Source organism: Micromonospora sp. NPDC000089, assembly GCF_042899365.1.
GTDB lineage: Bacteria > Actinomycetota > Actinomycetes > Mycobacteriales > Micromonosporaceae > Micromonospora.
Map to the genome: position 1 here is coordinate 76,560 of NZ_JBIAZT010000009.1, position 24,888 is coordinate 101,447.

Annotated in this window: 22 protein-coding genes; 6 read left to right on the plus strand and 16 right to left on the minus strand. The window is 75.5% G+C overall.

All coding sequences use genetic code 11. The features are described from left to right. Positions 1-155 precede the first annotated feature (155 nt). Positions 156-1,400: an SLC13 family permease gene (locus tag ACFY3U_RS18040; protein ID WP_387202507.1), complete on the plus strand. Its 1,245-nt coding sequence runs from the start codon at positions 156-158 to the stop codon at positions 1,398-1,400. Between the two features lie 63 nt (positions 1,401-1,463). Here ACFY3U_RS18040 and ACFY3U_RS18045 read toward each other — a convergent pair whose 3' ends face one another. From ACFY3U_RS18045 to ACFY3U_RS18075, 7 genes are all read right to left on the minus strand, one after another. Then, on the minus strand, positions 1,464-1,940 hold the full coding sequence (locus ACFY3U_RS18045) for a lasso peptide biosynthesis B2 protein (RefSeq protein WP_387202510.1): 477 nt from the start codon (positions 1,938-1,940) through the stop codon (positions 1,464-1,466). Then, a complete protein-coding gene (locus ACFY3U_RS18050; RefSeq protein ID WP_387202513.1) occupies positions 1,933-2,877 on the minus strand; it encodes a nucleotidyltransferase family protein in 945 nt (314 codons plus the stop codon). Before ACFY3U_RS18050 ends, ACFY3U_RS18045 begins: the two co-directional genes overlap by 8 nt. Positions 2,878-3,026: 149 nt before the next feature. After that, complete coding sequence (locus ACFY3U_RS18055; protein WP_387202516.1) at positions 3,027-4,628, minus strand: asparagine synthetase B family protein; 1,602 nt, start codon at positions 4,626-4,628, stop codon at positions 3,027-3,029. Between the two features lie 5 nt (positions 4,629-4,633). Continuing rightward, positions 4,634-5,596 carry a DUF5715 family protein gene (locus ACFY3U_RS18060; protein ID WP_387202519.1) on the minus strand — a complete coding sequence of 321 codons (963 nt, stop codon included), beginning with the start codon at positions 5,594-5,596 and terminating at the stop codon, positions 4,634-4,636. A gap of 92 nt (positions 5,597-5,688) precedes the next feature. After that, on the minus strand, positions 5,689-6,498 hold the full coding sequence (locus ACFY3U_RS18065) for an isocitrate lyase/phosphoenolpyruvate mutase family protein (protein WP_387202522.1): 810 nt from the start codon (positions 6,496-6,498) through the stop codon (positions 5,689-5,691). After that, a complete protein-coding gene (locus ACFY3U_RS18070; protein WP_387202524.1) occupies positions 6,495-7,496 on the minus strand; it encodes a cytochrome P450 in 1,002 nt (333 codons plus the stop codon). The genes ACFY3U_RS18065 and ACFY3U_RS18070 overlap by 4 nt, the downstream gene beginning before the upstream one ends. Positions 7,497-7,554: 58 nt before the next feature. Beyond that, entirely contained in the window at positions 7,555-8,307 is a 753-nt protein-coding gene (locus ACFY3U_RS18075; protein ID WP_387202527.1) for an ArsR/SmtB family transcription factor, read from the minus strand. A 134-nt stretch (positions 8,308-8,441) separates the two neighbouring features. Between ACFY3U_RS18075 and ACFY3U_RS18080 the strand changes: the two genes are divergently transcribed. Next, positions 8,442-10,670 carry a family 43 glycosylhydrolase gene (locus tag ACFY3U_RS18080; protein ID WP_387202530.1) on the plus strand — a complete coding sequence of 743 codons (2,229 nt, stop codon included), beginning with the start codon at positions 8,442-8,444 and terminating at the stop codon, positions 10,668-10,670. A gap of 79 nt (positions 10,671-10,749) precedes the next feature. On the opposite strand, the gene ACFY3U_RS18085 is transcribed toward ACFY3U_RS18080, so the two are convergent. From ACFY3U_RS18085 to ACFY3U_RS18095, 3 genes are all read right to left on the minus strand, one after another. Next, positions 10,750-11,271, minus strand: coding sequence for a 2'-5' RNA ligase family protein (locus tag ACFY3U_RS18085; RefSeq protein WP_387202533.1), 522 nt, complete (start codon positions 11,269-11,271; stop codon positions 10,750-10,752). Positions 11,272-11,309: 38 nt separating this feature from the next. Further along, positions 11,310-12,188 (minus strand): NAD(P)-dependent oxidoreductase, encoded by an 879-nt coding sequence (locus ACFY3U_RS18090; protein ID WP_387202536.1) that lies wholly within the window; start codon positions 12,186-12,188, stop codon positions 11,310-11,312. A gap of 161 nt (positions 12,189-12,349) precedes the next feature. Then, entirely contained in the window at positions 12,350-14,104 is a 1,755-nt protein-coding gene (locus ACFY3U_RS18095) for a response regulator (RefSeq protein ID WP_387202539.1), read from the minus strand. Between the two features lie 133 nt (positions 14,105-14,237). On the opposite strand from ACFY3U_RS18095, the gene ACFY3U_RS18100 reads away from it, so the two are divergent. Both ACFY3U_RS18100 and ACFY3U_RS18105 read left to right on the plus strand, forming a co-directional pair. Next, entirely contained in the window at positions 14,238-15,071 is an 834-nt protein-coding gene (locus tag ACFY3U_RS18100) for a hypothetical protein (protein WP_387202542.1), read from the plus strand. A gap of 102 nt (positions 15,072-15,173) precedes the next feature. Next, entirely contained in the window at positions 15,174-16,898 is a 1,725-nt protein-coding gene (locus ACFY3U_RS18105; protein WP_387202545.1) for a DEAD/DEAH box helicase, read from the plus strand. Between the two features lie 99 nt (positions 16,899-16,997). Here the strand turns inward: ACFY3U_RS18105 and ACFY3U_RS18110 are convergent, their stop codons facing one another. Next, positions 16,998-17,435: a hypothetical protein gene (locus ACFY3U_RS18110; protein WP_387202548.1), complete on the minus strand. Its 438-nt coding sequence runs from the start codon at positions 17,433-17,435 to the stop codon at positions 16,998-17,000. A gap of 382 nt (positions 17,436-17,817) precedes the next feature. After that, the gene (gene lon, locus ACFY3U_RS18115; RefSeq protein WP_387202551.1) at positions 17,818-20,154 is read right to left on the minus strand and encodes an endopeptidase La; all 2,337 of its coding nucleotides are present in this window, start codon (positions 20,152-20,154) and stop codon (positions 17,818-17,820) included. A gap of 233 nt (positions 20,155-20,387) precedes the next feature. Between lon and ACFY3U_RS18120 the strand changes: the two genes are divergently transcribed. Then, positions 20,388-20,735, plus strand: coding sequence for an Lsr2 family protein (locus ACFY3U_RS18120; RefSeq protein WP_387202554.1), 348 nt, complete (start codon positions 20,388-20,390; stop codon positions 20,733-20,735). A gap of 125 nt (positions 20,736-20,860) precedes the next feature. Here the strand turns inward: ACFY3U_RS18120 and ACFY3U_RS18125 are convergent, their stop codons facing one another. From ACFY3U_RS18125 to ACFY3U_RS18135, 3 genes are all read right to left on the minus strand, one after another. Next, positions 20,861-21,067 carry a DUF664 domain-containing protein gene (locus ACFY3U_RS18125; protein WP_387202556.1) on the minus strand — a complete coding sequence of 69 codons (207 nt, stop codon included), beginning with the start codon at positions 21,065-21,067 and terminating at the stop codon, positions 20,861-20,863. After that, positions 20,985-21,245, minus strand: a complete 261-nt coding sequence (locus tag ACFY3U_RS18130) for a hypothetical protein (protein ID WP_387203038.1) — start codon at positions 21,243-21,245, stop codon at positions 20,985-20,987. Before ACFY3U_RS18130 ends, ACFY3U_RS18125 begins: the two co-directional genes overlap by 83 nt. Positions 21,246-21,358: 113 nt before the next feature. Further along, positions 21,359-22,669 carry a hypothetical protein gene (locus tag ACFY3U_RS18135; protein ID WP_387202559.1) on the minus strand — a complete coding sequence of 437 codons (1,311 nt, stop codon included), beginning with the start codon at positions 22,667-22,669 and terminating at the stop codon, positions 21,359-21,361. 353 nt (positions 22,670-23,022) lie between these two features. On the opposite strand from ACFY3U_RS18135, the gene ACFY3U_RS18140 reads away from it, so the two are divergent. Then, positions 23,023-24,138 (plus strand): DICT sensory domain-containing protein, encoded by a 1,116-nt coding sequence (locus ACFY3U_RS18140; protein ID WP_387202562.1) that lies wholly within the window; start codon positions 23,023-23,025, stop codon positions 24,136-24,138. Between the two features lie 4 nt (positions 24,139-24,142). On the opposite strand, the gene ACFY3U_RS18145 is transcribed toward ACFY3U_RS18140, so the two are convergent. Then, complete coding sequence (locus ACFY3U_RS18145) at positions 24,143-24,844, minus strand: nitroreductase family protein (protein WP_387202565.1); 702 nt, start codon at positions 24,842-24,844, stop codon at positions 24,143-24,145. Positions 24,845-24,888 lie beyond the last annotated feature (44 nt).

Genomic DNA, 24,888 nt, shown 5'->3' on the forward strand with positions numbered 1-24,888 from the left:
GCCCACAACGGCTCGCTGATCCCGGGCGCTCGAGGAGAGGCGCAAGGTGGCCCACGCCCACGAGCCTCGGCTGAGTGGCGAACCTCTCCGGCGGCCCACCGCGACCACCCTGACCGGGCGGTTCCGGCGGGCCGCCGTCGGGTAAGGACCGGGCCGTGCCAGGAACACCCGCCGGGTCGGACGCCGCCGGCCCGCCGCCCGTACCCGCCGACCGCCCACCACGTGCCGGCCTGCATCCGCTCGACTGGGTCGCGATCGTGCTGGCCCTCGCCGGGCTGGGCGCGGTCGCCGGCGGGCTGCTCCCCCGCCCCGAGGCCGAGGCGACCCTGGCCCGGATCCTGCCGCTGCTGCTGTTCCTCGGCACCGTGGTGGTGCTGGCCGAGCTGACCGCCGTCGCCGGCGTCTTCGACGTGGTCGCCACCCGGCTGGCGATCCTCGCCCGGGGCAGCTTCCCGGCGCTGTTCGTGCTCTGCGTCGGCTTCGCCGCGCTCACCACCATCACGCTGAACCTGGACACCACCGCCGTGCTGCTGACCCCGGTGATGATCGCGTTGGCCCGCACACTGCGCGTCCCGGCGGCCCCGCTGGCGATGACCACCGTCTGGCTGGCCAACACGGCCAGCCTGCTGCTGCCGGTGTCGAACCTGACCAACCTGCTGGCCGCCGACCGGCTCGACCTCAGCCCCGCCGCCTACGCCGGACGGATGGTCGCCCCGCAGGTCGCCGCGATCGCGGTCACCATGGCACTGCTCTGGCTCTGCTACTGGCGGCGCGGCCGGCGCGGGGCGCACCGGTTCACCCCGCCGCCCCGCCGCCCGCCCGCCGACCGGGTGCTCTTCGGCACCGCCGCGGTCGCCTGCCTGCTGTTCGTCGCCGGCATCCTGGCCGGCGTGCAGATCGGCATCGCCTCGGCGGTCGCCGCCGGGCTGGTGGTGCTCGGCTTCGCCGTCCGCTCCCCGCGCGTGCTGCGGCCCGCGCTGCTGCCCTGGCGGCTGCTGGTCTTCGTGACCGGCCTGTTCCTGGTGGTGCAGACGATCGGCCGGTACGGGCTGGACGACCTGGTCGGCGTGCTGCTCGGCGACGCGGGCGGCACGCTCGGGGAGCTGCGGGCCGGCGGCACCGGGGCGCTGCTGGCGAACCTGGTCAACAACCTGCCGGCGTACGTGGCGGGCGAGGGGGTGCTGCCGGCCGCCGACCACACCCGGCTGCTTTCCCTGCTGATCGGCACGAACGTCGGCGCGGTGGCGGTGCCGTGGGCCTCGCTGGCCACCCTGCTGTGGTACGAGCGCTGCCGAACCGCCGGGGTGGCCGTACCGCTGGGTCGGTTCGTGGCGACCAGCGCCGCGCTCGCCGTGACGGGCACGCTCGCTGCGGTCCTCGCCCTGCTGGCCACCGGCTGAGCGTTCCCGCCCGGCGCTGCGGGGCACCGCCCGGCCGGCTTCGGCGTCGCTGTCCGGCCCGCTTCAGCCCGGTCGACCGGCCGGGGCGCCGGTCAACCAGGCCGGCGGGGCGGGGCGGCGCAGCAGCTCCACCATGGCCTCCCGCTCCGCGTCGGAGTCGCCCTCCAGCCAGGCGTGCGCGTGGAAGCCGGCGCTGGGGGCGGTCACCCCGATCACCACCGTCCGGGCGATCCGCTGACCGGCGTACCAGCGCTGCAGCACCAGCGACCGCTCGATGCAGTTCGCCCCCGTCCGGCGCAGCGCGGCGACCACCACGCCCCGGTGCCGGCCGGCGACCGCCGGCGGCGAGGGCAGCCGGACGTCGTTCAGGCCGCGGCGGGCGAGCTGCCGGCGGGCCAGCCGGACGGTGCGGGCGGTCCAGAAGGCGGTGCGCAGCGCCGGGAGCCGGCCCCGGCGGACCAACCGCAGGACGGCTCGCGCACCGGCGGGCGGGCGGCCGGCGGCGGTCGGCGGCGCGGCGGTCGCCCGCCGCTCAGGCACCGGTGTCCTCGGCGATCCGGCGGGCCGCGGTGCGCAGCTCGACCAGGGCCCGGGGCATCCCGCCGGCGTGCCGCCCCATCCGGACCACCCGGGCGGCCAGCATCCCGGCCGACCCGCGGTGGGCCAGCGGGAAGTTGTACCGCATCACGTCGGCCGGCGGGTAGAGCCCCCGGGTGAGCTGCCGCAGCCGGGCGACCGTCGTGGGCAGCTCGGCCAGCCGGGCGAGCCCCAGCGCGGTGGACGAGCCGCGGCGCGCCCGCAGCCACGAGACCGCAGTCGCCTCCCGGGTCAGCGCCAGCGTGGCCGCCAGCTCGACCCCCGCCGGGACGCAGCGGAGCCCGACGGCGAACACCGCCGCCGCGTCGACGCGGTCCGCCAGCCGGGCCGCCGCGACCCAGGTGTCGGGAGGGAACACCGCCAGCGCCCGGACCAGGTCCGCGCGCGGTTTGGCCGAGTTCCCCGGCACGGCGGCGTGCAACGCCACCAGCAGGGCGGCGGCCGTCCGGCCCGGTACGCGGACCGCGCCACCGGCGAGCGGGAGCGGCTCCGCCGAGGCGTGCAGCGCGGCCCAGAACGCCTCCCGGTCGCCCACCCCGTGGAAGCCGCGGTGCAGGTCGATGGTGAGGGTGACCGGCCCGGGCAGCTTCCAGGGGCGTTCGTATCCCGCCGGATCGTCGGCGAGGGGGCTGTGGCAGCCGTGTTCGGCGAGCACTTGTTGCGCCCGGTCGAACGACCCGGGCGCGACCAGCAGGTCGATGTCGCCGTAGGCGCGCCCCAGGACGCCGAGCCGTCGGGACAGCCCGGGCCCCTTCAGCAGGAGCGCCGGGACGTGGTGCGCGGCGAGCGCCGCGCAGGCCGCCACGGCGGCGGAGTCCAGCGCGAGGCAGCGGGCCGCCTGGGACACGCCGGCCGGTGCGGCGCCGGGTCCGCCGGTCACCGCGCCGCTCCGGCCGGGTCGGCGCCGCCGAGGGCCCGCCGCCCGTGCACCGCACACCCGGTCATCCGCCTCACCCCCGCGTCCGCTCTTCGGATCAAACGACCCCGAGGGGTACGGGGTGACGCGCCGACGGGCGTGGCGGTGCCGACTCAACCGACCGGCGACCGCCGCTCCGGGCGCGGGCCGACCAGCCGGCGGACCAGCGGCGCGGCGTTCCACTTCGCCGCGCCGGCCAGGTCCCGGGCGTGCTCCAGCACCGTGTAGTCCGGGCGGGCCAGCCCGTCGGCGATCGCCGCGTCCAGGTCGTTGCCGCACCGGTTCAGCACGCTGTCGAAGTCCCGGCGCACCGGCTCCAGCAGGTCGTACCCGAAGCCACGGTGCAGCCGGGCGAAGAGCGGCTTGTAGAGCCGGGCCCGCTCGTGCAGGCCGGACGAGTACGACATCGGGTTCTTCGGCCGGCGCAGCACGTAGTCGGGCAGCACGTCGGCGAACGCCCGGCGGAGGATCCACTTCTCCCGTCCGTCGCGCAGCTTCAGGCCCAGCGGCAGCCGCATCGCCAGCTCCACCAGGCTCAGGTCGAGGAACGGCACCCGGGCCTCCACCCCGTACGCAATGCTGGCCCGGTCCACCCGCTGCAGCTCCGTGCGACAGAGGTTGCGGATCTTGTGCAGGAAGAGCCGGCGGGCCCGGTCCGGGCCGACCTGGTGGTACATCGGGTAGCCGCCGAACAGCTCGTCCGAGCCGTCGCCGGTGAGCACCACCTTGATCCCCAGCTCCTGCAGCCGGCGGAAGAGCGGCACCGAGACCACGGCGTTGATGATGTCGCCGTACTCGGTCAGCTCGGAGATCCGGATCGCCTCCCGCACGTCGGCCAGCCGGATGTCCCGCGGCCGCAGCTCGACCACCTCGTGCGGCACGCCCAGGTCGGCCGCGAGCCGGCGGGCGTACGCCACGTCGGGGCTGTCCGGCACGCCGACGGTCACCGCCACGCAGTCCGGGTGCAGCTGCTTGACGTGCAGCATGGCCAGCGAGCTGTCCAGCCCGCCGGAGAGCACCACGCCCACCGGCAGGTCGGTGTCCACCCGCATCCGGATGCTGTCGGTCAGCGCCACCCGCACCAGCAGGGCGGCCTCGTCCGGGTCGTCCACCACGGGCAGCCCGTCGCCGATGGTGAGCAGGTCGACGTACGGCCGCAGCCGGGTCGGGGCGTCCGGTTCCGCCCAGCCGTGGTGGCCCGGCGGCACCTCCCCGATCGGCGCGCGCTGGCCGACCAGCGCCTTCACCTCGGAGGCGACGTGCAGGCAGCCGGGAGTGTGCGCCCAGTACAGCGGCTTGACCCCGATCGGGTCCCGGGCCAGGTAGACCCGGCCGGTGGCACGCTCCGCGACCGCGAACGCCCACTCGCCGCGCAGCCGGTGCACCGCCTCCTCGCCCCAGCGCAGGAACGCGGCGAGCACCACCTCGGTGTCGCTCTCGCTGCGGAACGGGTACCCGAGCCGAGCCAGCTCCCGCCGCAGCTCGTGGTGGTTGAAGACCTCGCCGTTGTAGCACAGCACGTACCGTTCGTCGGGCGACGTCCAGGGCTGCACGGCCCGGTCGCGGTCGACCACCCGCAGCCGGCGCACCCCGGCGAGCAGGCCGGCCTCCTGCCGGGTCTCGGTGACCTCGCCCCGGGCGGTGAGGACGGCGAGCATCCGCCGGAAGATCGCCGGGTCGGCCTCCGGGCCGACGCTGAGCGCGATGCCGCACATCCGCCTCAGGCTCCCATCTCGGCCTCATAGGCGGAGCGCAGCCGGGCCTGGGCGGCCGGCGCGACGCAGACGTGCCAGGCCTGCCCCTCGTCCACCACGTTGACCTCGCCGGCGGCCTGCCGGGCGAGCAGGATCCCGGCCAGCGTGTCCCGGACGCCGAACCGGCCGAACCAGTCCAGCTCCACGTCCACGGCCCAGCCGAGGCAGTGCCCGCTGGGCACCATCGCCGCGTACCCGAGGCGGCGCAGCTGGTACTGGTGCTCGGCGCTGCGGGTCAGGCTGGTCACCCAGAGCGGCGGGGTGCCGGCCGGGGTGGACCGGTCGAACTCGCGGGCGATGTCGTTGAGCAGCGCGACGACCTCGCGCCGCGCCCGGCGGAACTTCACCCCGGCGGTACGCGGGGTGGCGTCCGGCCGCACCCGGCGGCGGACGGCCCGGACGCCGCGGCCCAGCACGGTGGCCGGCTGCTCCTGATAGCGGAAGGCGATCAGTCCGCGCCGGCGCGGCCACTCCAGGTCGACCAGGTCGGGGTGGGTGTTCACCTGCTCGTCGGTGAGCAGGGTCGGCACGTCCCGCCACCACATCACGTCGATCCTGGACAGCAGGTAGATCCGGACCAGGTCGGTCAGGTCGCGCGCCGAGGTGCGCGGGTTGGGCTGGTAGCGGGCCATCTCCAGGAGCAGGGTCTCCCGGGCGCCGATGAAGCCCTGCGAGGTGGCGTCCAGCACCGCGGCGATCGCCGGCTCGCGCAGCCGCTGGTCGAGCAGCACCTGGCGGGCGGTCGCGGAGGTGGCGTCGGCGAGCGCGCCCACCTCGACGAGCAGCTCGGCCACCGCCTCCCGGTAGGCGGCCAGGTCCGGCGGCGCGGGCGCGACCGGGCGGGCGGTGCCGCGGGCGGGCGACCGGCGCGCCGGCGCGGGCCTGGCGACGGACGGCTGGTGGTCGGAGCTGCGACTCGGCACGCGCATGATCGGGTCCTCTTCCGTCACGACTCCCCTGCGGATGACGTGACGGTAAGCACCGGTAACCGGCGTGGAGCGAACATTCCTCCCATCTCCCCCTAAGGGCTACCGGGCGGGATGGAACCGGCATCGGTCAGTCGCTGCACCTGCCCGTACGTCGGCAGTCCGGGCTCCGGCGCCGCGCCGTCGCCGACCCCCGCCGCGGTCCGGACGATCGCGGCCAGGGCGGCCCGGAACAGCAGCGAGCCGGTGCTCACCCGGGCCACCCCGAGCCGGCCCAGCGCGGCCAGGTCCGTCCCGTCGGTCGGCGGCAGCACGTTCAGCGGCGCGTCCACCCCCGTGGTGAGGGCGCGCACGGTGGACGGGTCGCTCGCCCCGGGCGCGAAGACGCCGTCCGCGCCGGCCCGCCAGTAGGCGCGCAGCCGGGGCAGCCCCCGCTCCAGCGGCTCCGGCAGGCCGAGCCACCAGGCGTCGGTGCGGGCGTTGACGAACAGCGCCGGCACGCGGGCCTTGACCGCCTCGATCTTCGCCACCACCAGCGCCGGGTCGGCCAGCGTGCCGTCCGGCCGGCCGTCCTCCAGGTTGATCCCCACCACGCCGTGGGCGGCCAGCTCCGCCACGTACCCGGCGACGTCGTCCGGGTCGTCGCTGAAGCCGCCCTCGACGTCCACGCTTACCAGCACCGGCAGCCGGGTCAGCAGCGCCGCGAGGCGCAGGTTCTCCTCGGCGGTGGCCCCGGTGGCGTCCGGCTTGCCGCTCGCGGCCGCCACCCCGAGGCTGGTGGTGCCGACCGCCGGGTGGCCGGCGGCGGCGAGCACGGCGGCCGAGGCGTGATCCCAGGCGTTCGGCAGCAGCAGCGGCCGGTCGGCGCGGTGCAGGGCGCGGAACGCCGCGCAGCGCGCGCTCACCGCCGGTCCCCCGGCTCCTCGCGGGCCGGCCAGCCGGCGCGGGCCGCCTCGACCACCCCGGCGGCCAGGGCCAGGGCGTGCCGCTGGCCGGGGCAGCCGTGCCGTCCCGCGCCGAACGTCAGCGGGGGCGCGGCCGGATCCCGGGCCGGGTCCCGGTTCGCGGCGTCGAAGCGCAGCCACAGGTGCGCGCCGGCGGGGATCGACCGGCCGCCCACCTCGGCCCCGGTCACCGCCCGGCGCCGGGTGCCGCGCACCGGCGGGTCGACGCGCAGCACCTCGGCCAGCAGGGCCGCGGTCGGCACGGCCCGGGGCACGGTCGGGGCGTACCGGGCGGCGGCGGCGATCAACCCGGCCGTGGCGTCGCAGGCCTGGACCAGCAGGCCGATCCGGTTCGCCAGCGCCTCGGGCGGTTCCGGTGGGGTCAGCGCCAGCAGGGCCGCGACGCCGTCGTCCGCCCGGCGCACCGCCGCGCGGTCGGCGCCGGGCTGGTAGGCCGCCGCCACCGCGGCCACCGCCGGCACGGCCGCCACCGGATCGGCGAGACCGAGGTGGGCCGCCAGCACCCGCACCGGTACGCCCCGAAGCGGCGCCACCGGGTCCGACCCGGTCCCGCCGAGCGCCTCCACCGTCGACGGGGTGGCGAGCGCGCGCCGCCCCAGCGGTGCGGGCGGCGAGGACCCACCGGCCACGCACAGCTCGGCGGTCAGCCGGGCGGCGTCCCGGCGTAGCAGGTCGGGGTCGATCGAGCCGAGCGCGGCGACGGCCAGCGCCCGCCGGCCGGCGTGCCGCTCGGCGGGGCTGAACCGGGCCACCGCACCGCGCAGCCAGGCCAGGGTGCCGGGCGGCCCGGGCGGTGCCACCGGCACCTCGAAGGCGGGGTCGGTGAGCACGGCGTGCACGTCGGCGTACCGGGTCACCGACCAGCCGCCGTCGGCGTCGGGCGTAGGTGGCCCGCAGGGCGGGACGTCCGGGGGCGCTGCGCTGTCGCGGTGGGTCACCCGGTCGACGCTAGGGCCGGGTCGTTTCGGCGCCGGCCGAACCGTGCCCGTCGCCGGTTCAGGCCCGGCCGCCGCCGGTGTCGCGGCGGGGCGGGGCGAGCGCCTCCGGCGGCAGCCCGAGCGCGGCGAACGCGGTGACGCCGGTCGGGGTCACCCGGACGCTGCGGCCGCCGCCGGGCGCCGTCCAGCCCAGCTCGGCGAAGCGGTGGCAGAGCGCCGCGCCGAGCGCGCCGGCCAGGTGCGGGCGGCGCTCGGTCCAGTCCAGACAGTCGCGCAGCAGCGGCCGCCGGCCGTTCGGCGCGGCGCCGACCGGCACGCCGAGCCCGGCGAGCCAGTCCCGCCCCACAGCGGTGAGCGCCAGGCCGTCCGCGACGTCGAGCAGACCGCGCGCCAGCAGGGCGTCCCGCAGCCGGACGCCGAGCCGGCCGGCCAGGTGGTCGTAGCAGGTGCGGGCGTGGGCCAGCGCGGCGTCAGCGGTGGCGGCGCGCAGCGACCGGACCGGCCGGTCGCCGGGCGGGGCGTGGCCGGCCAGGTCCTCGATCAGCTGGGCCACCGTCGGCCCGGCCAGCCGGACGTAGCGGTGCCGGCCCTGCCGCTCCTCGACGAGCAGGCCGCCGCGGACCAGCCGGGTGAGGTGGTCGCTGGCGGTCGACGGCGCCACCCCGGCGGCCCGGGCCAGCTCACCGGCCGTCCAGGCGCGCCCGTCGAGCAGGGCGAGGCAGAAGCCGGCCCGGGTGCCGTCGGCGAGCAGGGCGGCCAGCTCGGCCAGCCGGGGCCCGGCGGTGGCGGTCGCGGTCGCGGTCGCGGTCACCGGGACATCGTCGCACGGGGACGGTTCGGTGGTGACCAACCCGTGTCCAGCTCTTTACAACGTTGTATCCATCGTTGTAGAAACGACCGAATGACGCACCACCGCCCACACCGACACCACCCGAGGTAGGTCTGATGGGTCATCTCCGCCGCGGCGGCATCCTCGCCGCCGTACTCGGTCTGCTGCTGACGGCGACGGCGCCCGCGCCGGCCGCCGCCGGGCCGACCGCCACCGCCCGCTACCAGAACCCGGTCACCGCCGGGTTCGCCGACACCTTCGCCGACCCGGTCGTCGTCCGCGGCGACGACGGCTTCTGGTACGCCTACGGCACCTCCGACCCGCTGCGCGAGGGCGAGAAGAAGGCGCACCGCGTCCCGGTCGCCCGCTCCGCCGACCTGGTCGACTGGACCTTCGTCGGCGACGCCTTCGCCCCCGGCCAGCGCCCCTCCTACGCCGCCGAGGGCGCCGCCTTCTGGGCCCCCGACGTGCGCCGCGTCGGCGACCACTGGGTCATGTACGTGACCGTCACCGACACCACCGTCTCCGCCGACACCTTCGACACCGCCGTCGGCGCGGCGACCGCGCCCAGCCCGGCCGGCCCGTGGACCTTCGTCGACGAGCCCGTCGTGGCGCCCCGCCCCGGCCCCGGCGGCGGCTACCTGTGGACCATCGACCCGAGCCAGTTCACCGACGTGAACGGCACGAAGTACCTCTACTACGGCAGCTACTACGGCGGCGTCTCGGTCACCGAGCTGTCCGCCGACGGGCTGCACGCGGTCGGCACCTCCACGCTGGTGGCGATCGACAACAAGTTCGAGGGCAGCTACGTGCTGCGCCACGACGGCTGGTACTACCTCTTCGCGTCCACCGCGAACTGCTGCGCCGGGCCCGCCACCGGCTACTCCGTGCACGTCGGACGGTCGAAGAGCCCGCGCGGCCCGTTTGTCGACCGCGAGGGGGTGTCGCTGACCGCGTCCCGGGCCGGCGGCACGCCGGTGCTCGCGCAGAACGGCAACCGCTGGATCGGCCCCGGCCACAACGGCTTCCTCACCGACCTGTCCGGGCAGGACTGGATCGTCTACCACGCGATCGACCGGGCCGACCCGTACCTGGACGAGCCGTTCGGCATCAACGAGCGGCCGATGCTGATCGACCGGCTGGACTGGGTCGACGGCTGGCCGACCGTGAACGCCGGCGCCGGCCCGTCCGAGGGCGCCCGCCCGGCGCCGGTCACCGCCGGCCGGCTCGACGAGCGCTTCGACTCCGCCGCCCTGAACGGCTGGCGCGGCGACACCCGCTCCTGGCGGGTCGCCGACGGTCGGCTCACCGGCACCGGGGCGCTGACCAGCCGTACCGTCACCGGCGGGGACGTGCGCGCGGAGGCCGACCTGCGGCTCACCGGCGCCCGCTCGGCCGGCCTCACCCTGGACCGGGTCGAGGTGCGGGCGGACGTGGCGGCCGGTCGGCTGGTCGCCCGCGAGGCCGGTGGCCGTACGGCCACCGCACCGCTGCCCACCGGCTTCGACCCGGCGGACATCCACAACCTGGCCGTCGAGGTACGCGGTCGGCAGCTCGTCGCCGAGCTGAGCCCCGCCCGGCTCGGTGACCAGCTGGCCACCGTCTCGCTGCGGCTGAACCGGCCGGTGGTCGGCCGGCTCACCGTCGCGGCCGACGGCGGCACCGCCCAGTTCGACAACGTCAGCGTCGCCCGGCTCTACCGGCCGGTCCGGCAGACCGTGGCCGACCCGCGGGTCGGCCGACCGCTGCCGGATTACTCGGACGACTTCACCGACGGGCTCGACCCGGCCTGGAGCTGGGTTCGCAAGGACCCGGCGGCCACCGTCTCCGGCGGTGAGCTGCGCTGGCCGGTGCAGTCGGCCGACCTCACCGGCACCGGCAACACCGCCGGGGTGCTGCTGCGGGAGGCCCCGGCCGGCGACTACGTGGTCGAGACCAAGGTGAGGCTCGACCTGGGCGAGGACGTCGTCCGCAACTTCCAGCAGGCCGGCCTGATCGCCTACGTGAACGACGACCTGTTCGCCCGGCTGAGCCAGGTGGCGATCTGGAACACCCGGCAGGTCGAGTTCGGGCACGAGCTGCCCTTCGCCGGCCAGCCGGTGTACGGCGGCAACATCGTCGGCACCCCGGGCACCACCACCTGGCTGCGGCTGGCCCACCGGGTCGACAAGGCCACCGGGGAGCACGAGTTCCGGGCCGGATCCAGCCGGGACGGCAAGCACTGGACCTGGGGCGGGGTGTGGACCTTCCCGGCCGACACCACGCCGAAGATCGGCCTGGTCGCGCACGGCGGCGCCGAGCCGCCGGTGACCGCCCAGTTCGACTACGTCCGCTTCTACCGCTGATCCGCACGCGATCGCACCGCCGTCCGTCCTTCCGGGACGGGCGGCGGTGCCGCGCCGTGGACCCGCGCGGCCGAGCGGGTCAGGGTGCCGCGCCGCCCAGCGGCGTGACGGTTCGGGTCTCGCCGTCGTAGCTGCGCGCCGCGGTGAACTCCCCCGCCGGGCGGTCGCCGCCCACCGCCGCCCTGGCCGCCCGCCGGTCGTTGTTCCGGAAGCGCAGCGCCAGGCTCAGGTGTGGGATCCACCGACCCGGAGCGTGCCACGGGTTCTGCTCCGCCGCGCCGGCCAGCACGTCCCACACCCCGGCGTGCAGCTCGGTCAGCTCCCGGCTCGGCGTCACCAGCCACACCAGCGGGGCGCTGCCGTCGAGCACCTCGACCCGGTCGAGGCGTACCGGCAGCGGCAGGGCGGCGTCGAAGAGGTCGGCCAGCCGGTCGGCGGCGCCGGGCGGGAAGGCGTCCACTGAGGCCATGGTCAGGTGCGGGCGGTTGGTCGGGTGGGTGTTGCGGGCGAGGCTGGGCAGGCCGGCCACGGCCAACCGGTGCCAGGCCGCGCGGACGGTCTCCTCCAGCGCCGGTGAGCAGACCAGTTCAACCGTACGCACCGATCAGGCCGGTCCGGCCGGCGGCGTACCGCCGGGCCTCACCCCGCGCCGCCCTCGGTCAGCGCCCGGGTGATCACGGTGAGGTCCTCGGGCCCGAGCCCCTGGTCCACCGCCCGGCGCCACTCGGCGGCCAGCGCCTCCGCGGCCGGGAACCGGCCGTCCGGCGCCTCCCGCAGGGCCAGGTCGACGTCCTTGAGCGCCAGTGCCAGCGAGTACTGCGTGGTGTAGTCGTCCCGGCCGATCCGCTCCAGCTTCTGCGCCGCCCACGGCGCCACCAGCGGGCTGCCGTCCAGGGCGCCCAGCACCGCGGAGCGGTCCAGGCCGAGGGTGGCGCCGAGCGCCACGGCCGAGGCGAGCCCCTCGGCGACGAAGGCGAGCAGCAGGTTGTTGACCAGCTTCAGCCGCGAGCCGGCGCCCACCTCACCCACCCATGCCGTGCGCTGGCCGAGCGCGTCGAAGACCGGCGCCACCCGGTCGCGCGCCCGCTCGGGGCCGGAGGCGAGGACGACCAGCCTGCCCTGGCGGGCCGGCTCCCGGCTGCCGGCCACCGGCGCGTCCACCAGGGTCACGTCGGGCCGCTCGGCGGCGACCAGGTCGGCCAACCGCTGCGTTCCGGTGACGCCGATGGTGCTCATCTGCGCCCAGACGCCGCCCTCGGGCAGCGCGGCGAGCATGCCGCGATCGACGGCCACGGCCCGGACGGCGTCCGCGTCGGTCAGCATGGTGACCACCACGTCGGCGTCCCGGACCGCCGCGGCCGGGTCGGGGGCCACCGTGGCGCCCTGGCCGGCCAGCCGGTCCGCGACTCCCGGGCTGCGGTTCCACACGGTCGTGTCCAGCCCGGCCTCGACGAGGCGCTCCGCCATCGGCGCACCCATGCCGCCGAGCCCGATCACCGCCACCCGCGTCATCGCCACCTCCAGGCCTCGTCCATCCCCGGAAGCCTAGGCGGGACACCGGCCGCCGGCGACCCGAAACGGGCACCCGCGCGCGGCCCCGCACAGCCGGTGCCACGGTGCCCGCCGGAGGCCGTCCCGGGGCAGCCGCGCCGGCGTCACGGCACCGCGCCCCGCCGGCGTCACAGCCACCCCGCCTCGCGGGCGATCCGGGCGGCGTCGGTCCGGTCGGCCGCGCCGAGCTTCTGCACGCACGCCGCGAGATGGTTGCGAACGGTGCCCGCCGCGAGGTGGGTCCGCCGGGCGATCACCGGGACCGGCGTGCCGTGCTCCGACAGCCGCAGCGTCTCCAGTTCCCGCGGCGTCAGCGGGCACGCCGGCAGGGTGAGCGCGTCGGCGGCGAGCGTCGGGTCGACGTACCGCGAGCCGGCGTGCACCCGGCGGATCACGTCGGCCAGCGCGCCGCCCGGGGCGCCCTTGGCCAGGAAGCCACGGGCGCCGGCGGTCAACGCGTGCCGCAGCAGCGCCGGACGGCCGTGACCGGTCAGGATCACCACCGCGCAGGACGGCAGCGCCCGGCCCAGCTCGGCCGCGAGCTCGATGCCGCCGGGCGGGGGCATCTCCAGGTCGACCACCGCCACGTCGGGCCGGTGCGCCCGGGCCGCGTCGAGCGCCGCCCGACCGTCCCCGGTACGGGCCACCACCTCGAGGTCGGTCTCCAGGCCGAGCAGGGCGGCGATCGCCTCCCGGATCAACTCCTCGTCGTCGGCGAGCAGGACCCGGATCATCGGGTCACCGGCACGCCTGCGCGGAGGGTGAAGACGTCGCCCTCGCGGGAGGTGTGCAGGGCGCCACCGGCAGCCGCCAACCGCTCGGCCATGCCGGCCAGACCGTGGCTGTGCCGATCCGGGCCGGGATCGCCGCCGGCACCGTCGTTGCTCACCGTCATGGTCGCCATGTCGTCCCTCTCGGCTGATCTCGATCCGGCACCAGCCGGCCCGGCTGTGCCGCAGCAGGTTGGTGGCCGCCTCCCGCAGCACCGGGGCGAGCGTCGCGGCGGCCGCGGCGGGCAGCTCCCGCTCCGGCGGCACGACCGCGCAGCGCACCCCGCACGAGCGCAGCACCTCCGCCACGGCGGTCAACTGCTCGGCCAGGTCGACCGCCCGGTAGCCGTGCACGGCGGCGCGTACCCGGTCGAGCGCCGAGCCGGCGAGCCGCTGCACCTCGGCCGCCTCGCGGCCGGCCCGACCGGCGTCGACCGGGGCGAGCCGGGCGGCCAGCTCCGCCTTCAACGCGATCACGGTGAGGTCGTGCCCGAGCAGGTCGTGCACGTCCCGGGCGAAGCGCAGGCGTTCCTCGGCGGCGGCCAGCCGGGCCCGGGCCGCCTGCCCCTGGCGCGCCTCGACCAGCACGTCCCAGAACCAGACCTGCAGCCGGTTCACCACCGCGACCCCGACGCCCACCCCGCCGGTGATGATCAGATGGGCGCCGATCCGGCCGCCGGTCGCGCCGGCCACCGCCGCCGACGCGGCCACGGTCGCCACCGTGGCGGCGACGGCGCCGGCCGGCGGCAGCAGCAGCGGTGTCATTCCGACCAGTGAGGCGCCCAGCCACGCCCAGGTCGGCCAGGAACCGGCCGCGACCGGGCCGACCAGCGGCAGGCTGGCCAGCGCGGCGACCGCCAGGCCGATCCGGCAGCGGCGCCGCCAGGCCGGGGAGAGCCAGGGCGTCACCGCCGCGTACGACAGGGTGACCTGAGCCAGGACGACGCAGGCGATGCCGACGACCCCGGCCGAGCGCAGGGCGGGATCGGGCTCCCGGACCAGTCCCACGGCCGGCAGCAGCAGTCCGGTCCCCAGGCCGGTGACCAGCGACACCAGGGTCACCCGACGGGCGGTCCGCAGGCGCCGGTCCACCTCTGCCCCGCCGACCGTCATGTCCGCCGATCCTAGGGGCCGTCCCGGCTCCGTTCACCCCTGCGGAATGTCACGACCGCCCCGTGGATTCCGCACGCTCGATCCGTGACGCGCGTACCTACCCTCGCCCGCCGCCGGGCGGCAGGGTCGTGGCATGACCGAGACCATGCTCGCCGCGCCCCCGGCCGGCGTGGACCGTACCCACCGTCGCCTGCTGCGCCACCTCGCCGAGATGACCGTCGCCATGATCGCCGGGATGGTGCTGCTCGGCCCGATCTGGCGGCTCGCGGCCGACGCGGCCGGCCTGGCCGACCGGCTCGACCAACCGGTGACCGCCGCCCTGCTGATGGCCACCGACATGTCGATCGGGATGACGGTCGTGATGTGGCACCGGGGGCACGGCCGGCGGGCCACCGCCGAGATGGTCGCCGCCATGTACCTGCCGTTCCTGCTGCTGCTCGGGCCGTACGCCGCCGGGGTGGTCGGCGGGCCGGGTCTGATGCTCGGCGGGCACCTGCTGATGGCGCCGGCCATGGTGCTGGTCGCCGTGCGGCACCGGCACCACCACCCGACGCCGCCGGCGCGGCACCCGGCGGTGGCGGCCCTGGTGCGCCGCTGGCCCGCCGGGCTGGCGTTGCTGATGACCGTGGACAACTGGGTCGACCCGGCGCCGCTGCCGGCCTGGACGCTGCTGGTGCTGCCCGCCGGGTACCTGCTGATCGGCACCGCGCGGCGGGCCTGGCGGACGCCGGGCGCCCTGCGGGCCCAACTGGCCGGCCTGGCCGGCTGGGGAACGCTGGCCGGCCTCGCGGTTCTCGGCGGCGACGGCGTCGGACGGTGGCTGGTGGCCGCCGGCTGGCTCGGCCACGCCGGCTGGGACCTCGCGTACCACCGGTCCGGCGTGGTCCCCCGCGGGTACGCCCAGTGGTGCGGCGTGCTGGACGTCGTCGTCGGGGTGACCGTCGCGCTGGCGATCGTGACCGGCTGAGAGCTCCCGGGCGCACCGCCGACACGGGGCGGCGGCGTGTCCGGGGCAACGCTTGTGCCGGTCGGCGCAGCGGCCCGACGGTGGGAATGAAAAGCTTTGTCCATGAGTTCCGCACCGACACCGACCGACCCCGCCACCCCCGCCGACTCCGACGAGGCCATCGCCTTCGCGGATCTGGGGCTGCGCGCCGAACTGCTCGCCGCGCTCTCCGCGCTCGGCTACGAGGAGCCGACCCCGATCCAGCGCGAGGCGATCCCGCCGCTGCTGGCCGGTCGGGACCTGCTCGGCCAGGCGGCCACGGGTACGGGCAAGACGGCCGCCTTCGCGCTCCCCCTGCTGCAGCGGATGCCGGACGGCCGGCGCGGCGGAGACCCGGTGTCGCTGGTGCTGGTGCCCACCCGGGAGCTCGCCGTGCAGGTGTCCGAGGCGTTCCACCGGTACGGCAAGGACCTGGGCACCCGGGTGCTGCCGATCTACGGCGGCCAGCCGATCGGACGGCAACTGCGCGCGCTGGACATGGGCGTGGACGTGGTGGTGGCCACCCCGGGTCGGGCGCTGGACCACATCGCCCGGGGCACCCTGCGGCTGGGCGACGTGGCGACCGTGGTGCTGGACGAGGCGGACGAGATGCTCGACATGGGCTTCGCCGAGGACATCGAGGCGATCCTGGAGCACGCGCCGCAGCAGCGGCAGACCGTGCTGTTCTCGGCGACCATGCCGTCCCGGATCGACGGGCTGGCCCGCAAGCACCTGACCGACCCGCAGCGCATCCAGATCGAGCGCGAGCAGACGGTTGCCGGCGAGGCGCCCCGGGTGCGGCAGAGCGCGTACATCGTGGCGCGGGCGCACAAGCCGGCCGCGCTGGGTCGGGTGCTGGACGTCGAGTCCCCCACCGCGGCGATCGTCTTCTGCCGCAGCCGGGAGGAGGTGGACCGGCTCACCGAGACGATGAACGGGCGCGGCTACCGGGCCGAGGCGCTGCACGGCGGAATGAGCCAGGAGCAGCGGGACCGGGTGATGGGCCGGCTGCGCACCGGCACCGCGGACCTGCTGGTCGCCACCGACGTGGCCGCCCGCGGCCTGGACGTGGAGCAGCTCACCCACGTGGTCAACTACGACGTGCCGTCGGCGCCGGAGTCGTACGTGCACCGGATCGGCCGGGTCGGCCGGGCCGGCCGGGAGGGCGTGGCGATCACCCTCGCCGAGCCGCGCGAGCACCGGATGCTCAAGACCATCGAGCGGGTCACCGGCCAGCGGATCGGCATCGACAAGATCCCGACGGTGTCGGACATGCGTACCCGCCGGCTGGAGCTGACCCAGGGCGCGCTGCGGGAGAGCCTGCTCGAGGACGACCTGGACCCGTACCGGGTGATCGTCGAGTCGCTGACCGACGAGTTCGACATGATGGAGGTCGCGCTCGCCGCGGTGAAGCTGGCCCACGAGGCCACCTCGCCGGGGGGCGAGGACGACGAGGAGATCCCGCAGGTCGCGGTCCGCCCGCAGCGGGAGACCCGGCCGGGGTACGAGGGCCGCGGCGGCGGCGACCGGCGCGGCGGTGGCCGGCCCCGCGCGGGTGGCGGCGGCACCACGCAGGTGTTCATCGGGCTGGGCCGGCGCGCCGGCGTACGGCCGCAGGACCTGGTGGGTGCGATCACCGGGGAGACCGGGATCAACGGGCGGGACATCGGCTCGATCGAGATCGCCGACCGGTTCTCGCTGGTGGAGGTGCCGCTGGGCGTCGCCGACGAGGTGATCGCCGGGCTCCGCGGCAGCACCATCAAGGGCCGCAAGGCGACCGTACGCCGGGACCGTGACGGCGGTCGCTGACACCGACGACCGGACCGGCGGTGTTCCGAGGTCGTGGGCGGGCCGGCCGAGGGGTGGTGACCCTCGACCGGACCGCCCGCGTACGGCTGTCGACGACTGTCAGCAGGGACGGATGGCGTAGACCGGATCCCAGTTCTGGGATCCGGTGCCGTTGGTGGTCACGACGCCGCTGCTGCTGCCGTAGAAGGTGACGACGAACGGTGGGGTCTGGGCGTTGGTGTAGAAGCCGGCGCCCCGCCAGTTGGCGAGTTGATAGAGCCCGCAGTAGTAGAGGTCGAAGATCTTCCAGCGGTTGCCCGTGGGATCCCAGACGAAGTTGCAGAGCTTTCCGCTGGCGCAGGTCGCCGGCTGCCCCGCGGCCACGTACCGCACCACGTAGCTCCCTGGCGCGGAGGTGATCGTCGGGGCGACCGCCGTGACCCCCGGCTGCGTGACGAAGCCCCGGGGCGCGGCCGGGAGGGTCAGGGTGTAGCTCCTGCCGGGCGCCCCGCCGGGCTTGGCGGAGGCCGGGGCGCCCAGCACGAGCACGGAGGCCACGACCATCCCGATCAGGACGCCGGCCGTGGTGGCCAGCCGCCCGGGTCGGGGGCGTGCGGTAACTGCTTGAGTTGGTCTCCCGAACATGGTCGTACCCCTTTTCCGGGAACGGTCTTTGACCGGTTCCCTGCCACGCCTAATATATCGGCGTCTCCGAATAAGGGCAGCTTAGAGCGCTGACGGTTGGCCGTACAGGCGTGCGGGCCGGCATTTTCGTCAATTGCTGACAGGTGCCGGCCAAGCGAGCCGTGCTCGCTTCTCGGCGATGCTCCCCAGCGCTTCTCTAATTGCGAGAAACATTTCTGCGACAACGCGAGAGGGGGCGGACCGACGATCGGTCCGCCCCCTCTGGACCCGGCCCGGACGCCGGGTCGGGCCACGCTCAGGCGGTGGCCAGCGACTGACCGCCCAGCGTCTCCGCGTCGACCTCGGCCGGGCGCAGCGCCAGGGCGAGCACGTCGGCGACGTCGGCCAGGGTGTGGATGGTCAACGCCTCCCTGACCTCGGTGGGCAGGTCGTCCAGGTCCGGCTCGTTGCGGGCCGGGATGATCACCTCGGTCAGGCCGGCCCGGTGCGCGGCGAGCAGCTTCTGCTTCACCCCGCCGATGGGCAGCACCCGACCGGAGAGGGTCACCTCGCCGGTCATCCCGAACTCCGGCCGGACCGGCCGACCGGTCACCAGGGAGGCCAGCGCGGTCACCATGGTGATGCCGGCGCTCGGCCCGTCCTTGGGCACCGCGCCCGCCGGGAAGTGCACGTGGATCCGCCGCCCGGCCAGCGCGTTCGGATCGATGCCGAGCCGCCGCCCGTTGGAGCGCAGGTACGACAGCGCGATGTGCGCGGACTCCTTCATCACGTCGCCGAGCTGCCCGGTCAGGGTCAGCCCCGGCTCGCCCTCCATGCCGGTGGCCTCGATGAAGAGCACGTCACCGCCGGCGCCGGTGACCGCCAGGCCGGTGGCCACCCCGGGCACCGCCGTCCGCTCCGCCGACTCCGGGGTGAACTTCGGCCGGCCAAGGTAGCGGGTCAGGTTGCCGGTGTCCACCCGGACCGGCGCGGGGTCGGTCGCCAGCGCGACCGCGACCTTGCGCAGGATCTTCGCCAGCGCCCGCTCCAGCTGCCGTACGCCGGCCTCCCGGGTGTACTCCCCCGCGATCCGGGCCAGCGCCTCGTCGGCGACGGTCACCTCGTCGGCGGTCAGCCCGGCCCGCTCGAGCTGCCGGGGCAGCAGGTGGTCCCGGGCGATGGCTACCTTCTCGTCCTCGGTGTAGCCGTCCAGGGTGACCAGCTCCATCCGGTCCAGCAGCGGACCGGGGATCGACTCGACCACGTTGGCGGTGGCCAGGAAGAGCACGTCGGACAGGTCGAGGTCGACCTCCAGGTAGTGGTCGCGGAAGGTGTGGTTCTGCGCCGGGTCGAGCACCTCCAGCAGGGCGGCGGCCGGGTCCCCGGCGTAACCGGCGGCCAGCTTGTCCACCTCGTCCAGCAGCACGACCGGGTTCATCGAGCCCGCCTCGCGCAGCGCGCGGACGATCCGGCCGGGCTGGGCGCCGACGTACGTGCGCCGGTGCCCGCGGATCTCCGCCTCGTCGCGGACGCCGCCGAGGGAGACCCGGACGAAGGTGCGCCCGAGCGCCCGGGCCACGGACTCGCCGAGGCTGGTCTTGCCGACTCCGGGCGGACCGGCCAGGGCGAGCACGGCGCCGGAGCCGCGGCCGCCGACCACGCCGAGGTTGCGCTCGGCCCGCCGGTTGCGCACCGCCAGGTACTCCAGGATCCGGTCCTTCACGTCGGCCAGGCCGGCGTGGTCGGCGTCGAGCACCGCGCGGGCCGCGCCGAGGTCGGTGTTGTCCTCGGTACGCGTGTTCCACGGCATCTCCAGCACGGTGTCCAGCCAGGTACGGATCCAGCCCACCTCCGGGGAGGCGTCGCTCGCCCGCTCCAGCTTGCCGACCTCGCGCAGCGCCGCCTCGCGGACCTTCTCCGGCAGGTCGGCGCTCTCCACCCGGCCGCGGTAGTCGGCGGAGCCGTCCGGTTCGTCCTCGCCGAGCTCCTTGCGGATCGCGGCGAGCTGCTGGCGGAGCAGGAACTCGCGCTGGGACTTCTCCAGCCCCTCCCGGACGTCGGTGGTGATCCGCTCGGTGACCTCCTGCTCGGCCAGGTGCTCCTTCACCCAGCCGACCAGCAGCTCCAGCCGGGCGGTGACGTCCGGCGCGGCGAGCAGTTCGGTCTTCTGCGCCAGGCTCAGCCAGGGCGCGTAGCCGGCCGAGTCGGCCAGCTCGGACAGGTCGGTCATCCGCTCCATCGCGTCGATGACCTGCCACGCGCCGCGCTGCTGCAGCACCGAGGTGGTCAGCGCGCGGTACTCGCGGGCGAGTTCCCGGGCCTTTCCGGCCGGGGCGGGTTCGTCGAGCTCGGTCGCCTCGACCCAGAGGGCGGCGCCGGGACCGGGGACGCCGGAGCCGATCCGGGCCCGGGACAGGCCACGGACCACCGCGGCGGGCTCACCGTCGGGCAGCCGGCCGACCTTCTCGATGGTGGCGACGGTGCCGACCGAGCCGTACTCGCCGTCGATGCGGGGCACGGCGAGCAGCTTCTTGTCGCCGGTGGCGCGGGCCGCGTCCACCGCCGCCTGGGTGGTGGGGTCGAGAGTCACCGGAATGACCATGCCGGGCAGCAGGACGGCGTCGGTCAGCGGAAGTACCGGAAGAGTTGCCATCGAACACCTGCTATCACGTTGGGTTGAGCGTGTCTGACTCAAGTCACGGCGCGGCCGGCTTGTTCCAAGCTGTGACCCAGGACACCGCCGGCGCCCATCGGCCGCATTGCCCCGCCCGGTTTTCCCAGCAATGCGGCGACCCGCCATATGAAAGCGGCGCATATTGTTGCGGAATTGACCGTGCATCGGTCAAACTCGTACCCACACCCCGCCCGACACAGGGAGCAATGGCGATGGCAAGGAAAGTAATCACCGTTCTGACCGACGACCTCGACGGCGGAAAGGCCGATCGCACCGTCGAGTTCAGCCTGGACGGGGTGGCCTACACGATCGACCTGTCGGACGAGAACGCCGGCACCCTTCGCAAGACGCTCGACCCGTACATCAGCGCTGGCCGCCGAATGGGACGCGGCGCCGTGGAGCCGGCCCGCCCGGCCCGTCGGCCGACCCGTCCCGGCGTCTCGGGAATGGACCGCGAGCAGAACCGGGCCATCCGCGAATGGGCCGGCAAGAACGGGTACGAGATTTCCGAGCGAGGACGCATCCCGGTCTCCGTGGTGGAGGCGTGGAAGAACCGCTGACGCCGGGCGGATCACGATCCGACGCGCCGGGGTCACGCTGAGAAATCAGCGGGCGGCCCCGGCGCTTTTCGTGCCGTCCACAATTCCCACCCGACGGCGCGTCGGCGGCAATGGTTGCCGGCCGTTCACTCACCGGTCGCCCCGTCGATCAGCTGCCGCGCGACCTCGAGCTGCCCGACGTGGCGGGCGTACTCCTGGAGCAGGTGGAACAGGATCCGGCCCAGCGACGGCGCGGTCTCCGCGTCCTCGTCACCAGGCGGGCAGGGCGCGACCGGCTCTGCGGCGAAGCCCCACCGGATCCATCGCCGTTCCACCCAGCCCAGGTGCTGCACCGAGCGGTGACCACCCGGGGCCGCCCACCGGCGTCCGCAGCCGCTCCTCGGACAGCCCGGCGGTCTTGCGGGCGAGCGCCTCGCGGTACCAGTCCAGGTAGCCCAGCAGCAGCTCCCGCGGATCGTCGACCCGGTTGTCGGGGCCGTCCAGCAGGACCGGAAAGCGGGGCGCTGACATCCGGTGACCGTACGCCCGGTGGGGGTGATCGGCACGGAAGACGGCCGGCGACCGGGAACGGCCGTGGCCGCCCGGGTCGTCCCGGGCGGCCGCGGCCGTAACACGGACCGGGGTCAGTTGACCTCGATGCGCACCGCGTCGAAGGCGGGGGTCTGGTTGGCCCGCTCCATCATCGGGATGCGGTGCGAACCGTCACCGGCCCAGACGGCGCACTGCGCGGTGCCGGACTGCTGCAGCCCCGGCACCTGGATGGTCACCTGGTCGGCCTGGCCGCTGCCGCCGCCGTCCTCGGTCGCCACGAAGAACGCCGGCACGTCCTGCGGGTTCGCCGGAGCCGCGTCGGTGCTCTGCAGCATTCGGCAGGCGGTGTGGAAGTGGCCCCGGACCAGGCCCTGGTCGTTGAGCAGCGAGCTCTCCACGTAGTAGCCGCCCTGACCGGCGGCGAGGAACCGGTCCCGGACCAGGTTGCGGGTGGAGACCTTGAGGCTGAACGCCTGGCCGCGCTGCACCTGGTTGGGGAAGTCGGTGATCAGCAGCGACGGGTTGTTGGCCGCCGCACCCACCTCGCCGAACGCGGTGCTGACGCACCGGTTGCCGTTCTGGAAGCCGTCGTGCGGCTGCAACTTGCTGTTGCCGCAGTCCTTGGCGAGCACGCCGAGCGCGTTGCCGTTGTTGTTCCCGCCGGCGTTGTTCCCGCCGTTCTGCTGACCGCCGTTGTTCTGCCCGCCGTTCTGCTGACCGCCGTTCTGCTGGCCGCCGTTGTTCTGGCCGCCGTTCTGCTGGCCGCCGTTCTGGCCGGCGTTGGTCTGGTCGGCGGCGAGGGCGCACTTCGCCAGCTGGTCCAGGCCCTGCGGACGCTGCGCCACCCGGCCGATCGCGGTCGCGATCCGGTTCACCGTCGCGCGACGCTTGTCCTCCAACGGGCGCAGGATGGCGTTGTTGATGAACGTCTGCCCGTTGCGCCCCTCGGCGGCCAGCCGGCGGTTGGCCTCGTCGATCTGCTTCTGCAGCAGCTGCAGGTTCCGGTCCACCTCGGCCCGGGCCTGGTCCGGCACCTGCGGGAGCTTGCCGGCCACGTCCGGGCAGTTCACCGCGGAACCCTGGGTGTTGACCGGGGCGTTGCCCGCCTTCACGGCCTGGCACTCGGCGGCGGACATCTGGCCGTCACCCCAGTGGTTGCGGACCCACCGGCCGTTCTGCCAGCTCCGCGTGGTGCTGCTGCGGCCGCTCGGCGAGGTGGCGCCGGGGCTGGGCGCGACACAGGCCGAGGCGACGCTCCGAGTCCTGGTGGGATTCTCGTGTGCCGACGAGATCTGGGTCACGGCGGCGATACCGCCGAAGACCGCGAGCGCGCCGACGGCCGCCAGCAGTCGCTTGCTGCGCGCGTTACCGGATGACCGGCGCGCCCGGGTGGACCTGCGCATCGAATTGCTCTCCTTCTCGATCCGGTACCTGACTGGTGACCGGCGGGCCGACGGAGGGGTCGGACGGCCCGTCGAATCCACTGCGACGTTCCGGTCGCACGTCGATGGCCGACGATGCTCCTTCCGCACCGTCCGCCGCGTCGGGGTGGCGCGGCTGGAGGATCCGTGTCCATTCCCGCTTAGGTACGGGGCCCCGCCGGTGATGGTTCAAACCCGGCCGGGGAATTCGGCGCCGGGCGGTCCCCACCGCCGGGACGGCACCGCCGGTCACCGGGAGGTGACGATGAGCGCCGATGGGTACGGCCGGGGACTCCTCGCGTGCGTCGGCGCGGCGCAGTCTCTAGGCTCACGGGGTGCTGCGCAGTGGACGGGCCCCGGAGCTGTTGACCAAGCGGAGCCTGGTCACGGTCTCCCACGCCATCGAGCGGGCGGCGTTGGCCACCGCCGAGGACGGGCCGCTGGTGATGTTCGCCCTGTTCCAACGGATGCCCTACTTCGCCCGGGAGCGGGCGCGCTACGAGCGGATCGCCGTCGGGTCCGCGGTCACCGTGGTCGGTCTGGTCGGCGAGGCGGTGCCCGGGCTGCCCGCCGGGGCGTACGGGGTAACTCTGGACGAGGGCGACGAGCTGGCCCGGGAGTGGAGCGTGATCGCGCTGACCCCCCGCTTCGGCGGCTGGCTGGTCGCGCGGGACCGGCGCGAGGTGGAGCGGGCCGCCACACTGGAGGCCGGCCGGCTGTTCGACGGTCGCTGGGGTTTCCGTCGGGACGAGGCGCTGCACGAGGCGTTGCGGCTGCGCGCGCTGCTCGCCGACCGGCTCCCCGCGGCGGCGTTGTACGACGTGGACGAGGCGCTGAACCGGGTCCGCGAACTGCCCGCCACCCCGGGCGAGAGCCGGACGGAGGCGGCCATCCGGTTGATGGCCGGCCGGGAGGAGCGCGCCCACCGGGCCGCCGCACCGCCGCCCGGTGAGCCGACCGACCCGGCGACCGCCCTGGTCGACGAGCCGGGACTGCGCCGGTGGACCGGCCTGGACGGGGTGACGGCCTCGGGCACCCTACCGGTCGGCCTGATCGGGGTGCGGGTCGCCGAGCCGGCCGGGACGCCGGAGCGGTTCGGCCGGCGCAGCGCGGCCCGGGAGGCGCAGGCGGTGATCGCCGCGGTCACCGCGCCGCTGCGCCCGGTCGACCGGGCGGTACGCCTCGCCCCGGACGAGTTCCTGCTGGTCCTGCCGTCGGTCACCGACGACGAGGCGGTGGCCTCGGCCGGGCAGGTGCACGCCTCGGTGGCCGCGCTGGCCCGGTCGTACCCCTTCGTGGCCTTCGCGGTGCACGCGGCGGTGACGGTGACCGACCGGCGGCCGCTGCCGGTGGCCGACGTGCGGCACGCGGTGGAGTGGGCGGCCCAGCAGGGGGTGCCGGTGGCCGCGGTGGCCCGGGAGGCGGCGCCGGCCACCGCCGGTCACCTCTGACGCGTCAGCGCCAGACCACCACGTCGGACAGCGGCTTGCGGTCCACCGCCGGCACGGTCGCGTCGTCGGCCGGGTAACCGACCGGGATGATCAGGTTGCCCCGCTCCTCCGCCGGCCGGTCCAGCAGCTTGTTCAGGAAGCGCATCGGGCTCGGGGTGTGGGTGAGGGTGGCCAGCCCGGCCTGGTGCAGCGCGGCCAGCAGGAAGCCGACCGCGATGCCGACCGACTCCTTGACATAGTACGGCCGGGGCGAGCGCGGCCCGCGGTGCACCTCGAACACGACGATCACCGCGGGCGCCGTCTCCAGGAACGGCTTGCGCGCGTCGGTGCCGAGCGGGGCCAGCGCGGCCAGCCACTCCTCGGGCGCCCGCCGGTCGTAGAAGACCTGCTCCTCGGCCTCCGCCGCGACCCGCAGCTGGTGCTTGAGCCGCGGGTCGGTCACCACGACGAACCGCCACGGCTGCAGGTTGGCCCCGCTGGGCGCGCTGGCCGCCGCGCGCAGCGCCTGCTCCAGCACCCCGTCGGGCAGCGGCCGGTCGCTGAACTCCCGCACGCTGCGCCGCCGGGTCAGGAAGTCGGCGAAGTCGCGGCAGCGCGGCAACGCCTCGTCGGTGGTGACGCCGTACCCGGGGACCGGCCGGCGGGGTGGCAGGGTAGGAGGTTCGGACACCGGCTCATTGTCGGTCCCGACGGCGGGACCGGCCACCGGAGAGACGATCATGGGCCGGCGGCCGTCCGCACCGGACGGTC

Bases quoted from the DNA above. Each gene is read 5' to 3' on its own strand.
- lon (WP_387202551.1), bottom strand. From the start codon at position 20,154: ATGGCAACTCTTCCGGTACTTCCGCTGACCGACGCCGTCCTGCTGCCC.
- ACFY3U_RS18135 (WP_387202559.1), bottom strand. From the start codon at position 22,669: ATGCGCAGGTCCACCCGGGCGCGCCGGTCATCCGGTAACGCGCGCAGC.
- ACFY3U_RS18080 (WP_387202530.1), top strand. From the start codon at position 8,442: ATGGGTCATCTCCGCCGCGGCGGCATCCTCGCCGCCGTACTCGGTCTG.
- ACFY3U_RS18120 (WP_387202554.1), top strand. From the start codon at position 20,388: ATGGCAAGGAAAGTAATCACCGTTCTGACCGACGACCTCGACGGCGGA.
- ACFY3U_RS18060 (WP_387202519.1), bottom strand. From the start codon at position 5,596: ATGCGCGTGCCGAGTCGCAGCTCCGACCACCAGCCGTCCGTCGCCAGG.
- ACFY3U_RS18095 (WP_387202539.1), bottom strand. From the start codon at position 14,104: ATGACGGTCGGCGGGGCAGAGGTGGACCGGCGCCTGCGGACCGCCCGT.
- ACFY3U_RS18130 (WP_387203038.1), bottom strand. From the start codon at position 21,245: ATGTCAGCGCCCCGCTTTCCGGTCCTGCTGGACGGCCCCGACAACCGG.
- ACFY3U_RS18105 (WP_387202545.1), top strand. From the start codon at position 15,174: ATGAGTTCCGCACCGACACCGACCGACCCCGCCACCCCCGCCGACTCC.
- ACFY3U_RS18055 (WP_387202516.1), bottom strand. From the start codon at position 4,628: ATGTGCGGCATCGCGCTCAGCGTCGGCCCGGAGGCCGACCCGGCGATC.
- ACFY3U_RS18100 (WP_387202542.1), top strand. From the start codon at position 14,238: ATGACCGAGACCATGCTCGCCGCGCCCCCGGCCGGCGTGGACCGTACC.